This is a genomic window from Candidatus Pantoea multigeneris (genome assembly GCF_011752615.1).
GTDB lineage: Bacteria > Pseudomonadota > Gammaproteobacteria > Enterobacterales > Enterobacteriaceae > Pantoea > Pantoea multigeneris.
The window spans coordinates 214,476-230,934 of the sequence record NZ_VWXF01000008.1 but is presented as its reverse complement, the minus strand read 5'-3'; the positions used below and the strand labels follow the sequence as shown (position 1 = coordinate 230,934).

Sequence of the window (16,459 nt, the reverse complement as noted above, 5' to 3'; positions counted from 1 at the left end):
AATTTGCCTGGCGGCTTTAGCGCGGTGGTCCCACCTGACCCCATGCCGAACTCAGAAGTGAAACGCCGTAGCGCCGATGGTAGTGTGGGGTCTCCCCATGCGAGAGTAGGGAACTGCCAGGCATCAATTTAAGACTCATTCGTGAGTCGTGACCTTTCAAGTGACGCTGAAAGGGCGAAACACCCAAGTTCAGAACGATTTTCTGATTTTGGTACAGTATCGGTGGAGCGGTAGTTCAGTTGGTTAGAATACCTGCCTGTCACGCAGGGGGTCGCGGGTTCGAGCCCCGTCCGTTCCGCCACTTTATTGAATAGCCCTGACAGAGATGTCAGGGCTTTTTCATTTTTGTATTTTAAAATGATGTTTTAAGAGCTGTAATCACCGTTTATCGTTCGCATGATCTTGTTTTAACGCTTCTGCTAACTGCCAGAGCCGCACTTCATAGTGCAAATTCTCGCCATACTGCCTGCCTTATCCTCTCTTTTCCTTCAGACCAGATGCTACTTCGGGTTAATTATCCGCAAAACATCATGCTGAATCTCCTGAACGCCCATTGAAAGCCAGTGTCATAGCTCTTATAACAGGAAGAGCGAAACAACTATCACCAACTCCAGGCGGAAACGTGCGAAAGAAAACCTATGCCATGCGTTATGTGGCAGGACAACCAGCAGAACGGATCTCTCCCCCTAATGCGATGTTGCATATGGGGCAGGGACTACCACCTGGAGCGCCTCTGCCTGCACATCCGCAGCTTAAAGTCCTGGTGTGGAATATTTTCAAACAACAGCGCAGCGACTGGATGTCAGTGTTACAGGGCTTTGGTAAAGATGCGCACCTGGTTCTGCTTCAGGAAGCACAAACCACCCCTGAACTGATCCACTTTGCCACCAGCAACTACCTTGCGGCCGATCAGGTGCCCGCTTTTGTCCTGCCGCAGCACCCTTCTGGCGTCATGACACTGGCTTCGGCGCATCCCGTCTATTGCTGCCCGTTGCGTGAGCGAGAGCCTCTGTTGAGGCTGGCTAAATCAGCCTTAGTCACGGCCTATCCGCTGCCTACAGGGGAGATGCTGATGGTGGTAAACATTCATGCAATCAATTTTAGTCTGGGTATTGATGTTTATAGCAAGCAACTAGGGCCGATCGGTGAACAGATCGTACATCATCGTGGCCCGGTGATTATGGCAGGAGATTTCAACGCATGGAGTCGTCAGCGTATCAATGCGCTGTACCGCTTTGCTCAGGAGATGGAGTTGGAGGAGGTCATGTTTGCTCACGACCATCGACGCACCGCTTTCGGCCGTCCGCTGGATTTTGTGTTCTATCGCGATATGAAAGTCAGTGAAGCGTCTGTGTTGGTAACACAAGCCTCTGACCATAATCCTTTACTCGTGGAATTCCTTTCTCAAGGCATCATCTGATTTGCCGAAAGGCAGCACGGGCAAACTACAGTGGGATAAAAAACCCGATGCGCGTGCCAGATGAACCGTTCAGAGGTGACATGCTGAGGGGGAGATACACAAAAACAGGCTATCCCACTGGGACAGAAGAACGCAGAAAGAGAAAAGGCTGACAAATGTCAGCCTTTTCGCGTCATCAGGTATCTGGTGTTGAGCTATTATTAACATACAACGTCAGCTTATCGCCGGGTTGGATGTTATGCGCGCTGCTTAGCACACTGTTCCAGCGCATCACGTCTTTAATATTAACGCCGTGACGTTGCGCAATACTGGCAAGAGAATCACCCTTACGAACACGATAGGTGATGCTGTTGCCGTTATCAGCCAGCTTGGTGCCACTATCGCCAACGGTCAGAGTCTGACCTGGACGTAAAGCTGCACTGCGCAGGTTATTTTGCTGTTTCAGTGTTGCTACGCTGACGCCAAGCTTACTGGCAATGCCAGACAAGGTGTCACCGCTTCGTACCTTATAACTGCTGCTTGCACCGCTGGAAGTCGTATTACTCGCCAGCTGCGTCGGCTGTACCGCTGCAATATCGCCTGAGGCTAATGAACTACGTAGCTGAGCAACATTTGCCTTAGGAACCATAATGTAATGGGGTCCGTTTGGCGCGGTTGCGTTGCCTTTGTAGCCGGTGTTAAAGCTCTTCAGCTTATTCACTGAAATGCCAGCCATTTCGGCTGCCTGAGTCAGTTTGATCTGCTGTCCTACTTCAACACGCGCCAGTGCTCGGCTCTCGTTCGCGGTTGGCAGTTTAACGCCATACTGCTTGCTGTTTTTGAGGATTTCACTCAACGCCAGCATTTTTGGTACATAAACTTCGGTCTCGCGTGGCAAAGAAAGATGCCAGAAGTCAGCGGGCTTACCACGCGCCTTGTTCTGTTTCACTGCCTTAAGCACCCGTCCTTCACCGCTGTTATAGGCGGCTACGGTTAATAACCAGTCGCCGTCAAACATCTTGTTCAGACGTTGCATCATGTCTAGCGCAACCTTTGTTGAGGCAACCACATCGCGGCGTCCGTCATACCATTGGTTTTGCTTAAGACCGTAGTTTCTCCCCGTTGTTGACACAATCTGCCAAATGCCTGCGGCATTGGCGCTTGATGTCGCGTGAGGATTAAAAGCGCTCTCCACTATGGGTAGCAGTACCAGTTCCATCGGCATTTTACGTTTATGTATCTGCTCGACTATCCAGTACATATACGGCTCTGCCCGTAATGTTACATCGTGGAGATAGCTCTTGTTTTTCAGGTACTTCTGTTTCTGTTCGCGGATCCGGCTGTTTTCCGGGATCCCCATCTTCAACTCGTCACTAATGAAATTCCAGAGATCGGTATCTTCTGCGAGGCCTGTTCCATCATCCTGCCATCGCGGCGATAATAACTGCTCTCCGTACTTTCCGTTTTCACCTTGACCAGCTGAAGACAGACTCTGGGCATGCTGTTCGGGGATATTGGCGTCATTCCTTGATGCCTGACATCCAACCAGCAAGACCGAGGCGAGTAATATCGCTTTAGCCTTCATATGTGTGTCAATAGTTCGCTTAAAAGACGAGCAACTATACGTTACGAACTACCTCAACACAACCAGAAATATCAAAAATGATCTTTCTTCTCGCGTAGAACCGCAAAAGTTTGCCAGACGGGATGTTGTGCTGCATCAACTCCGATCGTCCTTTGTAAATCAATGTCTTGCGTGCGCAAAAATAAATTTATTTGCCGTTCGTGCCCCAGTTTTGTGGGCAAACTAATGCCATTTTTAGCACGTAAGTCCTTAATTTTCTGATACTCCGCCAAAATTTGCGGGTCTTGCGGCATAATTGCACTGGCAAACTTCATATTGGATAAAGTGTATTCGTGTGCGGCACAAACCAGGGTTTCATCGTCATATTTACTAAGCTTTTGTATTGAATCATACATTTGTTGCGGAGTGCCTTCGAAAATACGGCCGCAGCCGCCAGAAAACAGCGTATCACCACAAAAAAGATAAGGCTTACTGTAATATGAGATATGTCCTAAAGTGTGTCCAGGCGTCGAAATAACGTCGAATTCCAGGCCAAGTAAGTCAAATTTATCGCCCTCAGTGACGATTTTTTGTGCCCCTTTGCTGCGTGTCTCCTCCGGACCGTACACCACCAACTGCGGATAGTGCCGCAGTAATTCTGCCACTCCTCCGACATGATCGTTATGGTGATGGGTCAGGAGAATGGCCACCGGCAACCACCCATTAGAGGCGAGTTTTTCCAGCACGGGCTGGGCTTCACCTGGGTCAACAATGATGCAATGCTGGTGGTCATCGGTCAGCGTCCAGATGTAGTTATCCTGCAACGCGGGAATGCTGGTAAGATTCATAAACACCTCTCCAAGGCCGTTAAACGAGAATAGTAAAGCATGAAGTCTGCGAAAACTTGCCAGAAACTGACTGCCCCGGTCTCCTGGCGCGATATGCCGTGGGGAAACTATTTCAGTGCTGCTCTGACGCAGAATCTCCAGCCTTACCTCGGAAAGCTCTATGGCTTTCATATGCTTAAGCTTGGCAGCCTCAGCGCAGAGATCAATACCGAAAACTGCGCCATTTCACATCAGGTAAATGTTGGGCCCGTAGGTGAAGAGATGCAGGTGATAGCCCGGCTGGATCAACTGCCGTTTGAGTCTCGTTCAGTAGATGCTTGTCTATTGGTTCATACTCTTGCATGGAGCCAGGACCCTCACCGTGTGCTGCGCGAGGTTGATCGCGTATTAATTGATGATGGCTGGATGGTGATCAGTGGTTTTAATCCCTTTAGCCTGCTCGGGATCAGCAAGCTGGTGCCGTGGGTGGGGCGTAAAGCACCGTGGAGCGGTAGGATGTTCAGCCAGATGCGTTTGCTGGACTGGTTGAGCCTGCTTAATTATGAGGTGGTGTACCGAACACGTTTTCAGGTACTGCCGTGGCATCGCGAAGGCGGGAAGCTGATTAGTGCTCATCTCCCCGCACTTGGCTGTCTGAATATTGTACTGGCGCGCAAACGGACGTTACCGCTAACACCAGGCAAGGCTAAAAAGCCCCTGGGCAAGCCTCAATTAAGGCCTGCGGTAAATGCGACACGCCAGTTACGCGAAAGCAGCGATCAGGATTCCGGGCGGTAGCCAATATCTTCAGATTGCGGGTTCGATGCAGCGGCGCGAGCCAGCTCATCGCAGCGCTCATTCTCCGGGTGACCGGCATGGCCCTTAACCCACTCCCATTGAATTTTGTGTTGACCGAGGGCGGCGTCAAGGCGCTGCCACAGGTCAACGTTTTTAACCGGCTTTTTATCGGCCGTTTTCCAGCCACGTTTTTTCCAGTTATGGATCCAACTGGTAATGCCCTGGCGCACATACTGGCTATCGGTACTCAGTGTGACCGAGCAAGGTTGAGTGAGTGCTTCCAGGGAGACAATCGCGGCCATCAACTCCATACGATTATTGGTGGTAAGATGAAAACCAGCACTGAAGGTTTTTTCGTGCCGTTGATAGCGCATAATTGCGCCATAACCGCCGGGACCAGGATTACCAAGACAGGAACCGTCGGTGAAAATTTCTACCTGTTTAAGCATCTCTGGTAGACTTCCTCGACTGATAAAAACGCCAAGTCTGACATAAACGGATAGCATGAGCACTGTAAATAACCGCCAAATCATTCTCGATACTGAAACCACCGGCATGAACATGATCGGCGTGCACTATGAAGGGCACCGCATCATTGAGATTGGCGCTGTGGAGGTGATCAACCGCCGACTGACCGGTAATAACTTCCATATTTACCTCAAACCCGATCGTCTGGTCGATCCGGAAGCGTTTGGCGTACACGGCATCGCGGATGAGTTTCTGGCAGACAAACCCAGCTTCAGCGATGTTGCCGATGAGTTTCTTGAGTACATTCGTGGGGCCGAACTGGTCATCCATAATGCCTCGTTCGATATCGGCTTCATGGACTACGAGTTCAGCTTGCTTAAGCGTGGCATCGCGAAAACCGATACCTTCTGCAAAGTCACCGATAGCCTGGCAATGGCGCGTAAGCTCTTTCCCGGCAAGCGAAACAGCCTCGATGCGCTTTGCTCACGTTATGAAATAGACAACAGCAAACGTACTTTGCACGGCGCACTGCTCGATGCCGAAATTCTGTCTGAAGTCTTCCTGACCATGACGGGTGGGCAAACGTCACTGGTGTTTGCCCATGACAGTGACAGTGCCCAGCAGACGGGTGGGGATGAAATTCAGCGCGTGGTGCGTTCTGCTTCCGCTTTGCGTGTGGTTAAGGCCAGTGAAGATGAAATGGTGGCCCATGAGTCACGTCTCGATCTGGTACTGAAAAAAGGCGGTAGCTGCCTGTGGCGCGGTTAATTAGCGCGTAATTGCAGATAAAAAGCACGAAAAGAAGAAAAAAGAAGCAAGTGATTCATCTGATGAAGAAAAAGCATTGACGGGTTCGGCACTCACGATTAATATTCGCCTCGTTCTCGACGGGGAACACAGCGCGGAGCGGTAGTTCAGTTGGTTAGAATACCTGCCTGTCACGCAGGGGGTCGCGGGTTCGAGCCCCGTCCGTTCCGCCAAATATCTAACAAAGCCGATTCAGAAATGAATCGGCTTTGTGCTTTTTGTTATCCGGCTTTTTGCCACAGTACGCTCATCGCCTGCTCAAGCTGCTTAAACATCACAAAGCGCTCCTGATGGAAGGCAACGTGCTGCTCATCCGGTTGAATGAGGCCTGGCCGCAGTTGAACTGCTGCCGCAACGCCTTCAGCCAGGCCTGACCATAATCCCACACCGACGCCCGCACAAATTGCCGCACCTAGCGCGCCGGTTTCCTGGCACTCCGCCACCTGAACAGGCATGGCCAGCACATCAGCAAACATTTGTGGCCAGATGCAACTGCGAGCCGCGCCACCGGAGAGTGTCACTTGATGAAAGTCGATACCCGCCGCGCGTAAACGGTCAATATGCGCGTGATGTGCGAAGGTCACGCCTTCAAACAGAGCAAACAGCATATCAGCACGCGTATGCCAGCCGCTGAGTCCGTAAAAGCCAGCTTTGGCGCATTCGCCTTTGCGGCCCGACCATAAATAGGGATGATAGAGCGGTAGCTGCGATGATCGGGCGACATGGGCCACGCTGTCGCTACAGCGCTGAGCACCCTGGCCGCCGCGCCCGTCGTCAAACTCACGAATAAACCAATCCAGATTCGCCGCCGAGGTGGCGCTGGCTTCGATCGCCATAAAGCGATCGCGTTCAATCATCGAATTCATAAAAATGGGGCGACGATAGTGTGGCTTGTCGACCACCACCTGATTGATACTCCAGGTCCCTGCCACAATTGAGGCCTGGCCGCAGTTCACCACGCCCGATCCTACGGCGCTGGCAACCACATCAAACATCCCGGCAACCACGGGGGTTCCTGCTAATAAACCGGTATGTGCTGCGGCCTGAGGCGTGACATAGCCAATAACGTCACTGGACTCATGCAGCGGTGGTAAAGCAGGCAGAATATCTTCAATCTCATACAGCGCCAGCAGCTCACGATCGTAGCCACGTACGGCGTAATCGATAAGTCCTGCACCGGCAGCATCGGAATAGTCCGCTGAAAATGCGCCACTGAGATAGTGGGCAATTACATCTTTGGCGCATAGCACCGTACCGATTTGGCGATACACATCAAGCTGATAGCGCTTTAGCCAGCTAAGTAACACCGGGGTGGAGGCCGCCCAGGGCTGTTGCAGGGATCGCCGGTAGATTTCAGCGCTGCGCAGCGGCTCAGACAGCTCATGGGCTAACTCGATGGCGCGATTATCAATCGACTGAATGCCAATCAGCGGCTGCTGCTGGCGATCCAGCGCATACAGGCCGTTGCCGTGTCCGGTCGCCCCTACGGCAATAATCTCGCCCCGTGCTGTACCTGCCTGTTGAAGGCAGCGCTGAATGGCCTGCTCAACACCGTGCCAGATATCCGTTATCGGACGCTCGGCAAAGCCAGGCTGCGGCTGATGCGTTTCGCCTGCGCACTCGCCGGTCGCGATGACTTTTCCGCTGGTATCAAACAGTATGGCTTTAATCATGGTATTACCGGCATCAATGCCGAGAATCTGGCTCATGGCTAACCCCGCAATCCTGTTGATGCGGCGCACCGCTTAAGCGCCGGGAGCTGATTTATTCACTACGTAGGTAGAGATCGAGGGCTTCTGCTCCCGTCACGCCTTGATGAATAATGGCCATCAACGCGCGTACTACCCGTGCTGGATTTTGGTGTTGATAGACATTACGCCCATACACCATGCCGCTGGCACCCTGTGCCATCAGACGTGCGCTTTTTTCTAACACCGCACCTATTTCACCTTTGCCCCCGCCGCGCACCAGCGTCGGGCAGCGCGCCGCTTCCACCACGCGATAGAAGTCATCTGGGTTATCGGTGGGATCGGCTTTGATGATATCGGCCCCCAGTTCACGCGCCAGGCGCACCAGCGGCACAATTTTTTCCACGTCGCCCAGCGAGCCGTAGGCGGCACCTTGTCCGGCAGGGGCCATCACCAGAGGTTCAATCATTAATGGCATCCCATAACGTTCGCAGGCATGGCGCAGACGGCCGATGTTCTCCACACACTGACGGAAAATGCCCGGCTCATCAGGGATAAGATAGAGATTGACCACCACCGCAGCGGCATCTTGTTGCAGTGCCGCGAGGATCGGCGCTTCCGGGTTATGTAACACGGCCCACATTTCGCGATGGCGTGCCTGGTTGTAGGCATTGCCCACGTCGGTACGCAGCACCAGTGCCGGTTTGCTGCCCGCGTGCTGTTGCAGTAAGTCGGCCTGCCCATAGTTCACCTGAATGGCATCGGGCTGGGCATTAATCAGGTTGCGCATCACCCGTGGGATATCTTCCAGGCCGAGCAAAAAATCCGGTTCGTTAGCAATACCGTGGTCAATTGCCACGTCCAGACATTTGCCATGCTGAAACAACCGGTTCATGCGCACTTTGCTGAGGTGTGACATCCGCTATCTCCTGAAGATTAAGGTGTTTAAAGACACATTGATGCTGTTGCTCCAGCCGGGTGCGGCAGGTCTCGACTTGCTGCTGGCGCTGAGCCTCACTCCAGCCCAGTTCGGTGGCGAGCAACTGACTGATCTCTTCCATTGTGGTTTGCGTAAGCGTGCCGCTCATGGCCAGCGAAGTACGGCGCACCAGCAGGTCTTCCAGCTGCATCACGTGTTCATGACGCGTCAGAAACAGCAGTTCGCTGGCGCTGTAATCTGGTTGGCTACGGAGGGGCTGGTCATCCTGCTGCAACAGCGGCAGCATCAGCAGAATGCGGCTGCCATAGCGCTGCACCAGTTGTTCAATACGGGAGAGTGGGAGTGCGGAATGACGCACCAACTGCTGTAACCATTGCTCGCGAGCTGGCCCTTGTGGGAGCTGTCTGCCACCGCCAATCGCGCGATCTTCCGTTGAGTGCAGACGGGGCTTGTTCAGGCGCAGTAACACGGCGTCTGCTGCCTGTTCGCCGAAGCGACGGAACGTGGTCCATTTCCCGCCCACCAGACTCAGAGTGGGAAAAGGCTGCTGTGCATCGGCTTCCTGAACCACAACGGCATGATTGCGTGAGATGCGGCCATTAACGCTGGCACTGCTGGCAGGCAGGGGGCGCACGCCACAGAAGCTGTAAATCACATCGTCGTCATTGACGGTGAAATGCGGGAAGACAAAGCGTAGCGAATTCAGAATGTAGGCGCGTTCCTCGGGGGTACATACCGCCTGGTCAGGATCGTCGGTACGGATATCGGTCGAACCCACCAGAACATGACCAAACCACGGGAACATAATACAGACGCGGCCCTCCTGGTTTTCAAAATAGACCATCTCATCGCCCAACTCCGTCAGCAAATGGGGATGATGCAGAATCAGATGTGATCCTTTGGTTCCCCCCATCAGATGCGAAGGGCGCTGCAGTGTGGTGTTCAGTTGATCAATCCACGCGCCGCTGGCATTGACCAGCACTTCGGGCTGCAACAGGAAACGTTGTCCGCTCAGACGATCTTCCAGCTCAATCGCACCATTGTGGATGCCGATGGCTGCCATGTAGTTGAGCGCGAGTGCATCCGGGCAATTTTGCTCTCCTTCTTCAATCAGTTCGATGCCGAGTCTTTCCGGTGCGCTGATCCAGGCATCGTAATAGCTGGCGCTACAGCGCACCCAGTCGGCAAAGCCGGGCCAGCGCGCACGCGTTGCCCGCTGACCAGACAGCCGATGTTTGGGCATTGATGATGAACCCGCGGTGTAAAGGTCGTAGAGCATCAGGCCGGTTTTTATCAGCAGTGCGCCACGGCGGCTCGGCCGCTCACTCAGGCGGAAAAAGCGTTTAACGGCATTGATGAGCCCGCTGTGCCAGTTCTCAATGGGCACCGTGGTACGCAGGGGGAAAACATAATGCGGGGCATTTTTTAACAGGCGATTGCGCTCCTGGACCGACTCTTTCACCAGACCAAATTCGCCACTTTCCAGATAACGCAGCCCACCGTGAATCATGCGCGAAAGCGCACCGCTGGCGGCCTGGCACCAGTCGTCTTTTTCCACCAACACCGCCGGAATGCCTTGCAAGGTCAGTTCACGCCAGGTGCTGATACCATTGATGCCGCCGCCAACAATCAGCACTGGCACCTTATTGCGCTGCTGAAGCTCGGCCAGCCGTGTGGCGCGAGATTTATCGTGATGCATAATCAGCTCCCTGCCAGAGAAAAAAAATAATGTCTTAAGCAGGTATAAGAGACAAGCGGCGACAGGGCCAAAAACCAGGCAGGTAATGTTATTAAAATGTGAACACGATCGGGCAGACATGATGTTTGAGCACGGCAAGTCGCCGCCGTGCTCAGGATGTGGATTACTCAGTAACGCTAGCGCGCACGGACTTAACTTGGGTAATCACTTCACGCTCATGACGGGCAAGGAAGCGATAGAAGCCCAGCCCCAGGGCAACGCCAATGAACCAGCTAAAACTGGCAACTTCATGCAGTGCGGGCGTAAAGCTGATCGCTACCCCTATCGCCACCGCAGGCAGCAGGGCGGCAATCGCTTTCGGGTTAAAGCCACCGCGATACCAGTAGCGTCCTTTTGGCGTGGCATCAAACAGATCGTCGACGGAGATCTGACTGCGTTTAATCAGATAGAAATCTGCCAGCAGGATGCCAAACAGTGGGCCAATAAAAGCGCCCAGTACATCTAGCGTGTAGTGGATCAACTCCGGTGAGTGGAACAGGTTCCACGGTGTGAGCAGCACGGAGCCGACTGCGGCAATCATGCCACCGGCGCGGAAGCTGATTTTTTGCGGTGAGCAGTTAGAGAAGTCAAACGCCGGTGAGACAAAGTTTGCGACAATATTAATGCCGATTGTCGCGGTGATCATGGTTAACAGTCCAATCGCGACTGCCAGATCGTTACCTACGCGGCTTACTGTTTCAATCGGGTCGGTAATCATGTGACCAAATAAGCTCTGTGTCCCAGAGACAATCACCACCGTTACCAGAGAAAACAGCAGGAAGTTGAAGGGCAGACCCCAGCGGTTACCGCGGCGAATCTCACCCATGCTTTTGCCGTAGCGCGCAAAGTCGCCAAAGTTAAGCAGCGGGCCAGAGAAATAGGAGACCACCAGCGCAGTCGCCGTAATCATCTGCCACGTCTGCTCGCCGCTGCTCAGGGACTTGCTGGCCAGCGTCAGAGAGAGGCCGCTGAAACCGGTTTTGTATACAATCCATCCGGCCAGTGCCAACATCACGATATAGACGGCCGGTCCAGCCACATCGATAAAGCGTTTGATGGCATTCATGCCATGCCAGAACACCATCGCCTGCAACAGCCACATCACACCAAAGCAGCACCAGCCCAGTGCGCTAAGGCCCAGCCAACTGCTGTGGGTCAGCGTGGCGAGGCTTGGGAAGAATTTCAGCAGGACCAGCATCAGGGCATTCGCCGCCAGATAGGTTTGAATGCCGTACCAGGCAAAGGCGATCAGCCCTCGGATCACCGCAGGAATATTGGCACCAAACACCCCGAAAGCCTGACGGCACACGACGGCATAAGGCACGCCGGCGATTTGGCTCGGTTTTGCCACTAAGTTAGCGCATAGCTGAACAATGCAGATCCCCACCAGCAAACACAGCAACACCTGCCAGCTCGCCAGACCCAGTGTGAAGAAACTTGCGGCAACCATATAGCCGCCCATGCTGTGTACATCAGACATCCAGAAGGAAAAGATGTTGTACCACGTCCAGTTCTTGTCCTGGGTGGGGGCGAGATCTTCATTACACAGACGCGGACTGTAGTGTGCGCTGGCAGCGTGTGAGTTATCAGTATGATTTGGCATGAAACCTGCTCCTGTTATCCAACAGAGGGAAATTAATCACTGTGTGTAATGGTGTTGCAGGATCCAGGCCAGAATGGGATTTTTGTATACAAAAAATTAAATTAACGTATACGATGTGCGCCATGCATGCATTCACGGGAGCAGTCTATGAAGCTTGAAAACGGCGAGAAGGCCGCGTCAGCAGGGCAAGACAAGGATGAAACGATCTACCAATCGCTGCTGACCGCGATTGTTGAACATCAGCTGCCGCCGGGCAGTAAATTGCCAGAAGAGGCGTTAGCCGAGGTTTTTGGTGTCAGCCGTACGGGCATTCGCAAGGTGTTGCAACGCCTTGCTGCGGTGCAAATGGTCACCCTGACGCCCAAACGTGGTGCGCAGGTGGCCACGCCGCCGGTTGAAGAGGCGCGCGATATCTTTACCACCCGCTCATTGCTGGAGTGCGCCAACTTGCCTGCCGTCATCGCCCATGTGCAACCGCCACACCTGGCGGCACTTGAAGCACTGATCTGCCAGGAAGAGCAGGCCCATCTGCATCACGATGGTGCTGCGGCCATTCGGCTGTCAGCCGCTTTCCATATTCAACTGCAGGCGATTTCGGGCAATCAGGTACTGACCGAAATGGTCACCGGTCTGGCCCAGCGTTCGTCGCTGGTCGTCGCCGCCTACGGTGCGCCCTGGCAGCGCGGCTGCCGCTGTAACGACCACGATCGGCTGTGTGAGTTACTTCGCCAGAAAGATCTGGTGCAACTCACGGCTGCCATGCAGCACCACTTTGAGGACATTGTCGCCGGGCTGCACTTTGAACGTAGCGGCGATGTGCTACCCGATTTCAACCGGTTATTTGCCGGTCACAAAGGCGTACTACCATGACAATCATTCAGGTGATCAATCCCAATACCAGCCCGGCGATGACCGAAACGATTGCACAGGCGGCCAGAAGCGTGGCGGCCGCCAGCACGCAGATTGTGGCGGTTTCCCCGCGCCACGGCGTGCCTTCGATAGAAGGTCATGCCGATGAAGCGATAGCCGCCGTTGGCGTGATGGATCTGGTGAAACAAGGCAAAGCACAGGGTGTGAGCGGGCACGTGATCGCCTGCTTTGGCGACCCAGGTCTGTTGGCCGCTCGTGAGCTGGCGAGCGGGCCGGTTATCGGGATCGCAGAAGCTGCGATGCACACGGCAACGCTGGTGGCGACACGTTTTTCCATCGTCACAACCTTGCCACGCACGCTGATTATCGCTCGTCACCTGTTGCAGCAATATGGCTTCACGCACCACTGTGCGGCCTTGCACGCTATCGATCTGCCGGTGCTGGCACTGGAAGATGGCAGCGGTCTGGCGCAGGAGAAAGTGCGTGAGCAGTGCATCAAGGCTAAGCAACGTGATGGAAGCGGTGCCATCGTGCTGGGTTGTGGAGGCATGGCAACGCTGGCGCAGCAGTTGACGCAAGAGCTGGGGCTACCCGTTATCGATGGGGTCAGTGCGGCGGTCAAAATGGTGGAGTCGCTGGTCGCGCTGGGTTTCGGTACCAGCAAGCATGGTGATTTGGCTTATCCACTGCAAAAAAATGCCACAGGGATTTTTGAACACCTAAACTAACGGAAATGAAGGCACAACAGGAAGCGGAAACCATGACTGATGGTGTAGAGAAGAAAGAGTACAGCTTCAATAAAAGCTACCCGCGTGATCTGCTCGGCTACGGCGCTAATCCGCCCCATGCGGCCTGGCCGGATAAAGCGCGCATTGCCGTGCAGTTTGTTCTCAATTACGAAGAGGGCGCGGAGAACAACGTGCTGCACGGTGATGCCGGTTCAGAGCAGTTCCTGTCCGATATTATTGGTGCCGCCAGCTATGCCGATCGCCATATGTCGATGGATTCACTGTATGAATATGGTTCGCGCGCGGGTTTCTGGCGTATCCATAACGAATTTCAAAAACGCGGATTGCCGTTAACGGTGTTCGGCGTAGCCATGGCGCTGGCCCGTCACCCGGAGATCGTCGAAGCGATTAAACGTGCAGACTATGATGTGGTCAGTCATGGCTGGCGCTGGATCCACTACCAGGGGCTGGACGCGAAAACCGAGCGCCAGCACATGCAGCAGGCGGTAGACGTGTTGATGGATCTGTTTGGCAAAGCGCCGACCGGCTGGTACACCGGACGTGACAGTCCGAATACGCGTCGTCTGGTGGTGGAGCAGGGCGGATTCACCTACGACAGCGACTATTACGGTGATGATTTACCTTTCTGGACCCAGGTGACCTGTCAGGATGGCACGGTAAAACCGCATCTGATCATCCCTTACACGCTGGAGTGCAATGATATGCGCTTCGCCACCCCGCAGGGCTTCAACACCGCTGAGCAGTTTTATACCTATCTGCGTGACAGCTTTGATGTGCTGTATGAAGAGGGGGAGAGTGCGCCGAAGATGATGTCGATTGGTATGCACTGTCGCCTGTTAGGCCGGCCTGGTCGTTTTAAAGCGCTGCAACGCTTCCTCGATCACATTCAGCAGCACGACGATGTGTGGATCTGTACTCGCCAGCAAATCGCCGATCACTGGGTGAAACATCACCCGGCACCTCAGCTGTAGTGTGACCAACAGCCGCACGCGGGTGCGGCTGTCAGCGTTAGCTCATCAGGCTGACTTGCGCGGCAACAATGCGCCAGCCTGCGGGCATTCGTACCCAGGTCTGTTGTTGACGGCCAATTTTGTCTACACCTTCACGCGTAAACTCGGTACTGCACACGGCAAAATCGTGACCAAAAGTGGTGATCACCGTGTTACGGAGCTGGCGATCCAGCCCTTTTGACGGACGTGCCGCGCGAAAAGCACGGATCTCATCGATGCCGTACAGGTTTTCACCTGCACCGAGCCGTACGGTGCGCGCATCGTGCCAGAACAACTCATCCAGCACTTCCACATCATTGGTGACCAGTGCCGTCTCATAACGATAAAAAGCGTCCGTCACCTCAGCCAGTACCGGCGGGTGGTTAATCTGTTCTGATGTCATGTTGCATCCTGTCTGGATTGCCGAAGCCAGCATCCGCTGACTTCGGGCGTGTCATTAATGTGGAAAGGTTAATCCGGCCTGCTCCAGTGCATAGGCGGCACGCAGAGCATCTTCTTCACGGAAGGGGGCTGCGATCAGCTGAATGCCAATCGGCAAGCCACCGGCGGTTTTTAACGGCACGGTGCACACCGGAAGACCGAGGTAAGAGATGGGCTGGGTCAGCATGCCCATACTGGCTTTGGTCGGGAGCTGTTGGCCGTTGACCGCAATGGTCTCCTGGCCGATCAGCGGCGCAGTACAAGGGGTTGCAGGCGCAATCAGTACGTCGAAATGTTCAAACAGCGGCAGCACCTGCTGCTGGAAGTGACGACGGAAACGCTGTGCCTGTACATACCATGCGCCTGGTAGCATCGCACCGGCCAGCAGACGTTCGCGGGAGTTCGGTTCAAAGCGTTCCGGGGACTGGCGCAATGCTGGCAGGTAATGATTTCCGCCTTCAGCCGCCGTCAAAATAAAGGCGGCCGAGCGCGCCAGTTCAGCCTGTGGCAGTGTGAGCTCATCAGCGGCTTGCAGTGCGCCCGCGACGATGTTCAGCGCACTGCGGGCATCATCATCACACCAGGTGGTGAAAAAGCCCCCCAACACCGCGCTACGCAGGCCTTCCTGACCTTGCACCAGTGAATTCAACACCGGCTCAGCATCACGATCGGCCTGGAAGGCATCAGTGGCGTCTCGCCCTTGCAGGCAATCATAGACCAGCGCCAGGTCATCCACCCGACGGGCAAACGGGCCAATATGGTCGAGGCTGGCGACAAAAGGGTGACTGCCGCTGCGTGACAGGCGGCCAAAGGTCGGTTTCAGGCCATAAATACCGCACAGGGAGGCAGGGACGCGAATCGAGCCGTTGGTGTCAGTGCCGAGTGAAAACGTCACCAGCCCAGCCGCAACCGCAGCGGCGGAACCGCCTGAGGAGCCTCCGGCAACGCGTGCTAAATCGTGCGGATTGTGCGTGGCGCCATAATGGCTGTTCTCGGTGGTAAAGCCATACGCGTAGGCATCCATATTCACCATGCCGCTCAGGGTCGCACCGTGGCGCTGTAGCTGCTGCACGGCAAACGCATCTGCGCGTGCGGCAGGGCGATCGCTGAACAGGCTGGCGCCGGCCAGCGTACTGTAGCCGCTGACATCAAACAGATTTTTTACCGCATAGGGTACACCCGCCAGCGCAGGCAGTTGCCCGCCTTCGCGGCGCAGGTCATCAATGCGGCTGGCTTCTTTCAACATGCGTTGGCCGGTGACATCCGTCCAGGCGTTGAGTGCCGGGTTATGCTGCTCAATGGCAGATAGCGTCTGCTCAGCCACTTCATGTGCCGCCAGTTCACCGCTGGCGATAGCCTGCTGTAACTGGCGTAATGACAACTCACTTAATTGCATGGGTTAAACACTCCCGCCACTTCCAGTCGGTCGTCCAGTTTTACCGCCATCAGCGGTGCGGCCAGCCCGGCGATGCGTTCAAACTGCACCCGCAGTTCTGCCCGGCGTGACTCGTCGAGTTCCAGGTCAAGAATCTGTTCCATCTGAGCGATATAGGCGGCCCAGTCTGTCTGCTGTGTCAT

General features: G+C 54.6%; 16 protein-coding genes, 2 tRNA genes and 1 rRNA gene. 9 read left to right on the top strand and 10 right to left on the bottom strand.

The window, feature by feature from the left end:
• The first annotated feature begins 6 nt into the window (after positions 1-6).
• The 3 genes from rrf to F3J40_RS18345 all read left to right on the top strand — a co-directional run bounded on the left by rrf (position 7) and on the right by F3J40_RS18345 (position 1,420).
• A 5S ribosomal RNA gene (rrf, locus tag F3J40_RS18355) occupies positions 7-122 on the top strand.
• A gap of 102 nt (positions 123-224) precedes the next feature.
• Positions 225-301: transfer RNA gene (locus F3J40_RS18350), tRNA-Asp, on the top strand.
• A gap of 321 nt (positions 302-622) precedes the next feature.
• Entirely contained in the window at positions 623-1,420 is a 798-nt protein-coding gene (locus tag F3J40_RS18345) for an endonuclease/exonuclease/phosphatase family protein (RefSeq protein ID WP_167016876.1), read from the top strand.
• Between the two features lie 175 nt (positions 1,421-1,595).
• Here the strand turns inward: F3J40_RS18345 and mltD are convergent, their stop codons facing one another.
• Positions 1,596-2,984 carry a murein transglycosylase D gene (gene mltD, locus F3J40_RS18340; RefSeq protein ID WP_167016874.1) on the bottom strand — a complete coding sequence of 463 codons (1,389 nt, stop codon included), beginning with the start codon at positions 2,982-2,984 and terminating at the stop codon, positions 1,596-1,598.
• Between the two features lie 71 nt (positions 2,985-3,055).
• Entirely contained in the window at positions 3,056-3,811 is a 756-nt protein-coding gene (gene gloB, locus F3J40_RS18335; RefSeq protein ID WP_167016872.1) for a hydroxyacylglutathione hydrolase, read from the bottom strand.
• Positions 3,812-3,850: 39 nt separating this feature from the next.
• Here gloB and F3J40_RS18330 point away from each other — a divergent pair, with 39 nt between their 5' ends.
• Positions 3,851-4,588 (top strand): methyltransferase domain-containing protein, encoded by a 738-nt coding sequence (locus tag F3J40_RS18330; RefSeq protein WP_167016869.1) that lies wholly within the window; start codon positions 3,851-3,853, stop codon positions 4,586-4,588.
• On the opposite strand, the gene rnhA is transcribed toward F3J40_RS18330, so the two are convergent.
• On the bottom strand, positions 4,570-5,037 hold the full coding sequence (gene rnhA / locus F3J40_RS18325) for a ribonuclease HI (protein WP_369410954.1): 468 nt from the start codon (positions 5,035-5,037) through the stop codon (positions 4,570-4,572). The genes F3J40_RS18330 and rnhA overlap by 19 nt on opposite strands.
• A gap of 55 nt (positions 5,038-5,092) precedes the next feature.
• Between rnhA and dnaQ the strand changes: the two genes are divergently transcribed.
• Together dnaQ and F3J40_RS18315 are read left to right on the top strand one after the other, a co-directional pair.
• A complete protein-coding gene (gene dnaQ, locus F3J40_RS18320; RefSeq protein ID WP_167016865.1) occupies positions 5,093-5,824 on the top strand; it encodes a DNA polymerase III subunit epsilon in 732 nt (243 codons plus the stop codon).
• 135 nt (positions 5,825-5,959) lie between these two features.
• A tRNA-Asp gene (locus tag F3J40_RS18315) sits at positions 5,960-6,036 on the top strand.
• Positions 6,037-6,084: 48 nt separating this feature from the next.
• Here the strand turns inward: F3J40_RS18315 and F3J40_RS18310 are convergent.
• The 4 genes from F3J40_RS18310 to F3J40_RS18295 form a co-directional block, all read right to left on the bottom strand.
• Complete coding sequence (locus F3J40_RS18310; protein ID WP_167016863.1) at positions 6,085-7,572, bottom strand: FGGY-family carbohydrate kinase; 1,488 nt, start codon at positions 7,570-7,572, stop codon at positions 6,085-6,087.
• 55 nt (positions 7,573-7,627) lie between these two features.
• A complete protein-coding gene (locus F3J40_RS18305) occupies positions 7,628-8,470 on the bottom strand; it encodes a class I fructose-bisphosphate aldolase (protein ID WP_167016861.1) in 843 nt (280 codons plus the stop codon).
• The gene (locus F3J40_RS18300; protein ID WP_167016859.1) at positions 8,400-10,190 is read right to left on the bottom strand and encodes a glycerol-3-phosphate dehydrogenase/oxidase; all 1,791 of its coding nucleotides are present in this window, start codon (positions 10,188-10,190) and stop codon (positions 8,400-8,402) included. The genes F3J40_RS18305 and F3J40_RS18300 overlap by 71 nt, the downstream gene beginning before the upstream one ends.
• 163 nt (positions 10,191-10,353) lie before the next feature.
• A complete protein-coding gene (locus F3J40_RS18295; RefSeq protein WP_167016857.1) occupies positions 10,354-11,832 on the bottom strand; it encodes an NCS1 family nucleobase:cation symporter-1 in 1,479 nt (492 codons plus the stop codon).
• Positions 11,833-11,979: 147 nt separating this feature from the next.
• Between F3J40_RS18295 and F3J40_RS18290 the strand changes: the two genes are divergently transcribed.
• Genes F3J40_RS18290 through puuE form a run of 3 tightly spaced genes read left to right on the top strand, consistent with a single transcriptional unit; the run spans position 11,980 to position 14,422 of the window.
• Positions 11,980-12,702 carry a GntR family transcriptional regulator gene (locus tag F3J40_RS18290; RefSeq protein ID WP_167016855.1) on the top strand — a complete coding sequence of 241 codons (723 nt, stop codon included), beginning with the start codon at positions 11,980-11,982 and terminating at the stop codon, positions 12,700-12,702.
• The gene (gene hpxA / locus F3J40_RS18285; protein ID WP_167016853.1) at positions 12,699-13,430 is read left to right on the top strand and encodes an allantoin racemase; all 732 of its coding nucleotides are present in this window, start codon (positions 12,699-12,701) and stop codon (positions 13,428-13,430) included. Before F3J40_RS18290 ends, hpxA begins: the two co-directional genes overlap by 4 nt.
• Before the next feature lie 32 nt (positions 13,431-13,462).
• A complete protein-coding gene (puuE, locus tag F3J40_RS18280; RefSeq protein WP_167016886.1) occupies positions 13,463-14,422 on the top strand; it encodes an allantoinase PuuE in 960 nt (319 codons plus the stop codon).
• A 37-nt stretch (positions 14,423-14,459) separates the two neighbouring features.
• Here the strand turns inward: puuE and hpxZ are convergent, their stop codons facing one another.
• The 3 genes from hpxZ to hpxX are packed head-to-tail and all read right to left on the bottom strand — an operon-like array spanning position 14,460 to position 16,459.
• Positions 14,460-14,843, bottom strand: coding sequence for an oxalurate catabolism protein HpxZ (hpxZ, locus tag F3J40_RS18275; protein ID WP_167016851.1), 384 nt, complete (start codon positions 14,841-14,843; stop codon positions 14,460-14,462).
• Positions 14,844-14,897: 54 nt separating this feature from the next.
• Positions 14,898-16,277: an AtzE family amidohydrolase gene (locus F3J40_RS18270; protein ID WP_167016849.1), complete on the bottom strand. Its 1,380-nt coding sequence runs from the start codon at positions 16,275-16,277 to the stop codon at positions 14,898-14,900.
• A complete protein-coding gene (hpxX, locus tag F3J40_RS18265) occupies positions 16,268-16,459 on the bottom strand; it encodes an oxalurate catabolism protein HpxX (RefSeq protein ID WP_017348015.1) in 192 nt (63 codons plus the stop codon). Before hpxX ends, F3J40_RS18270 begins: the two co-directional genes overlap by 10 nt.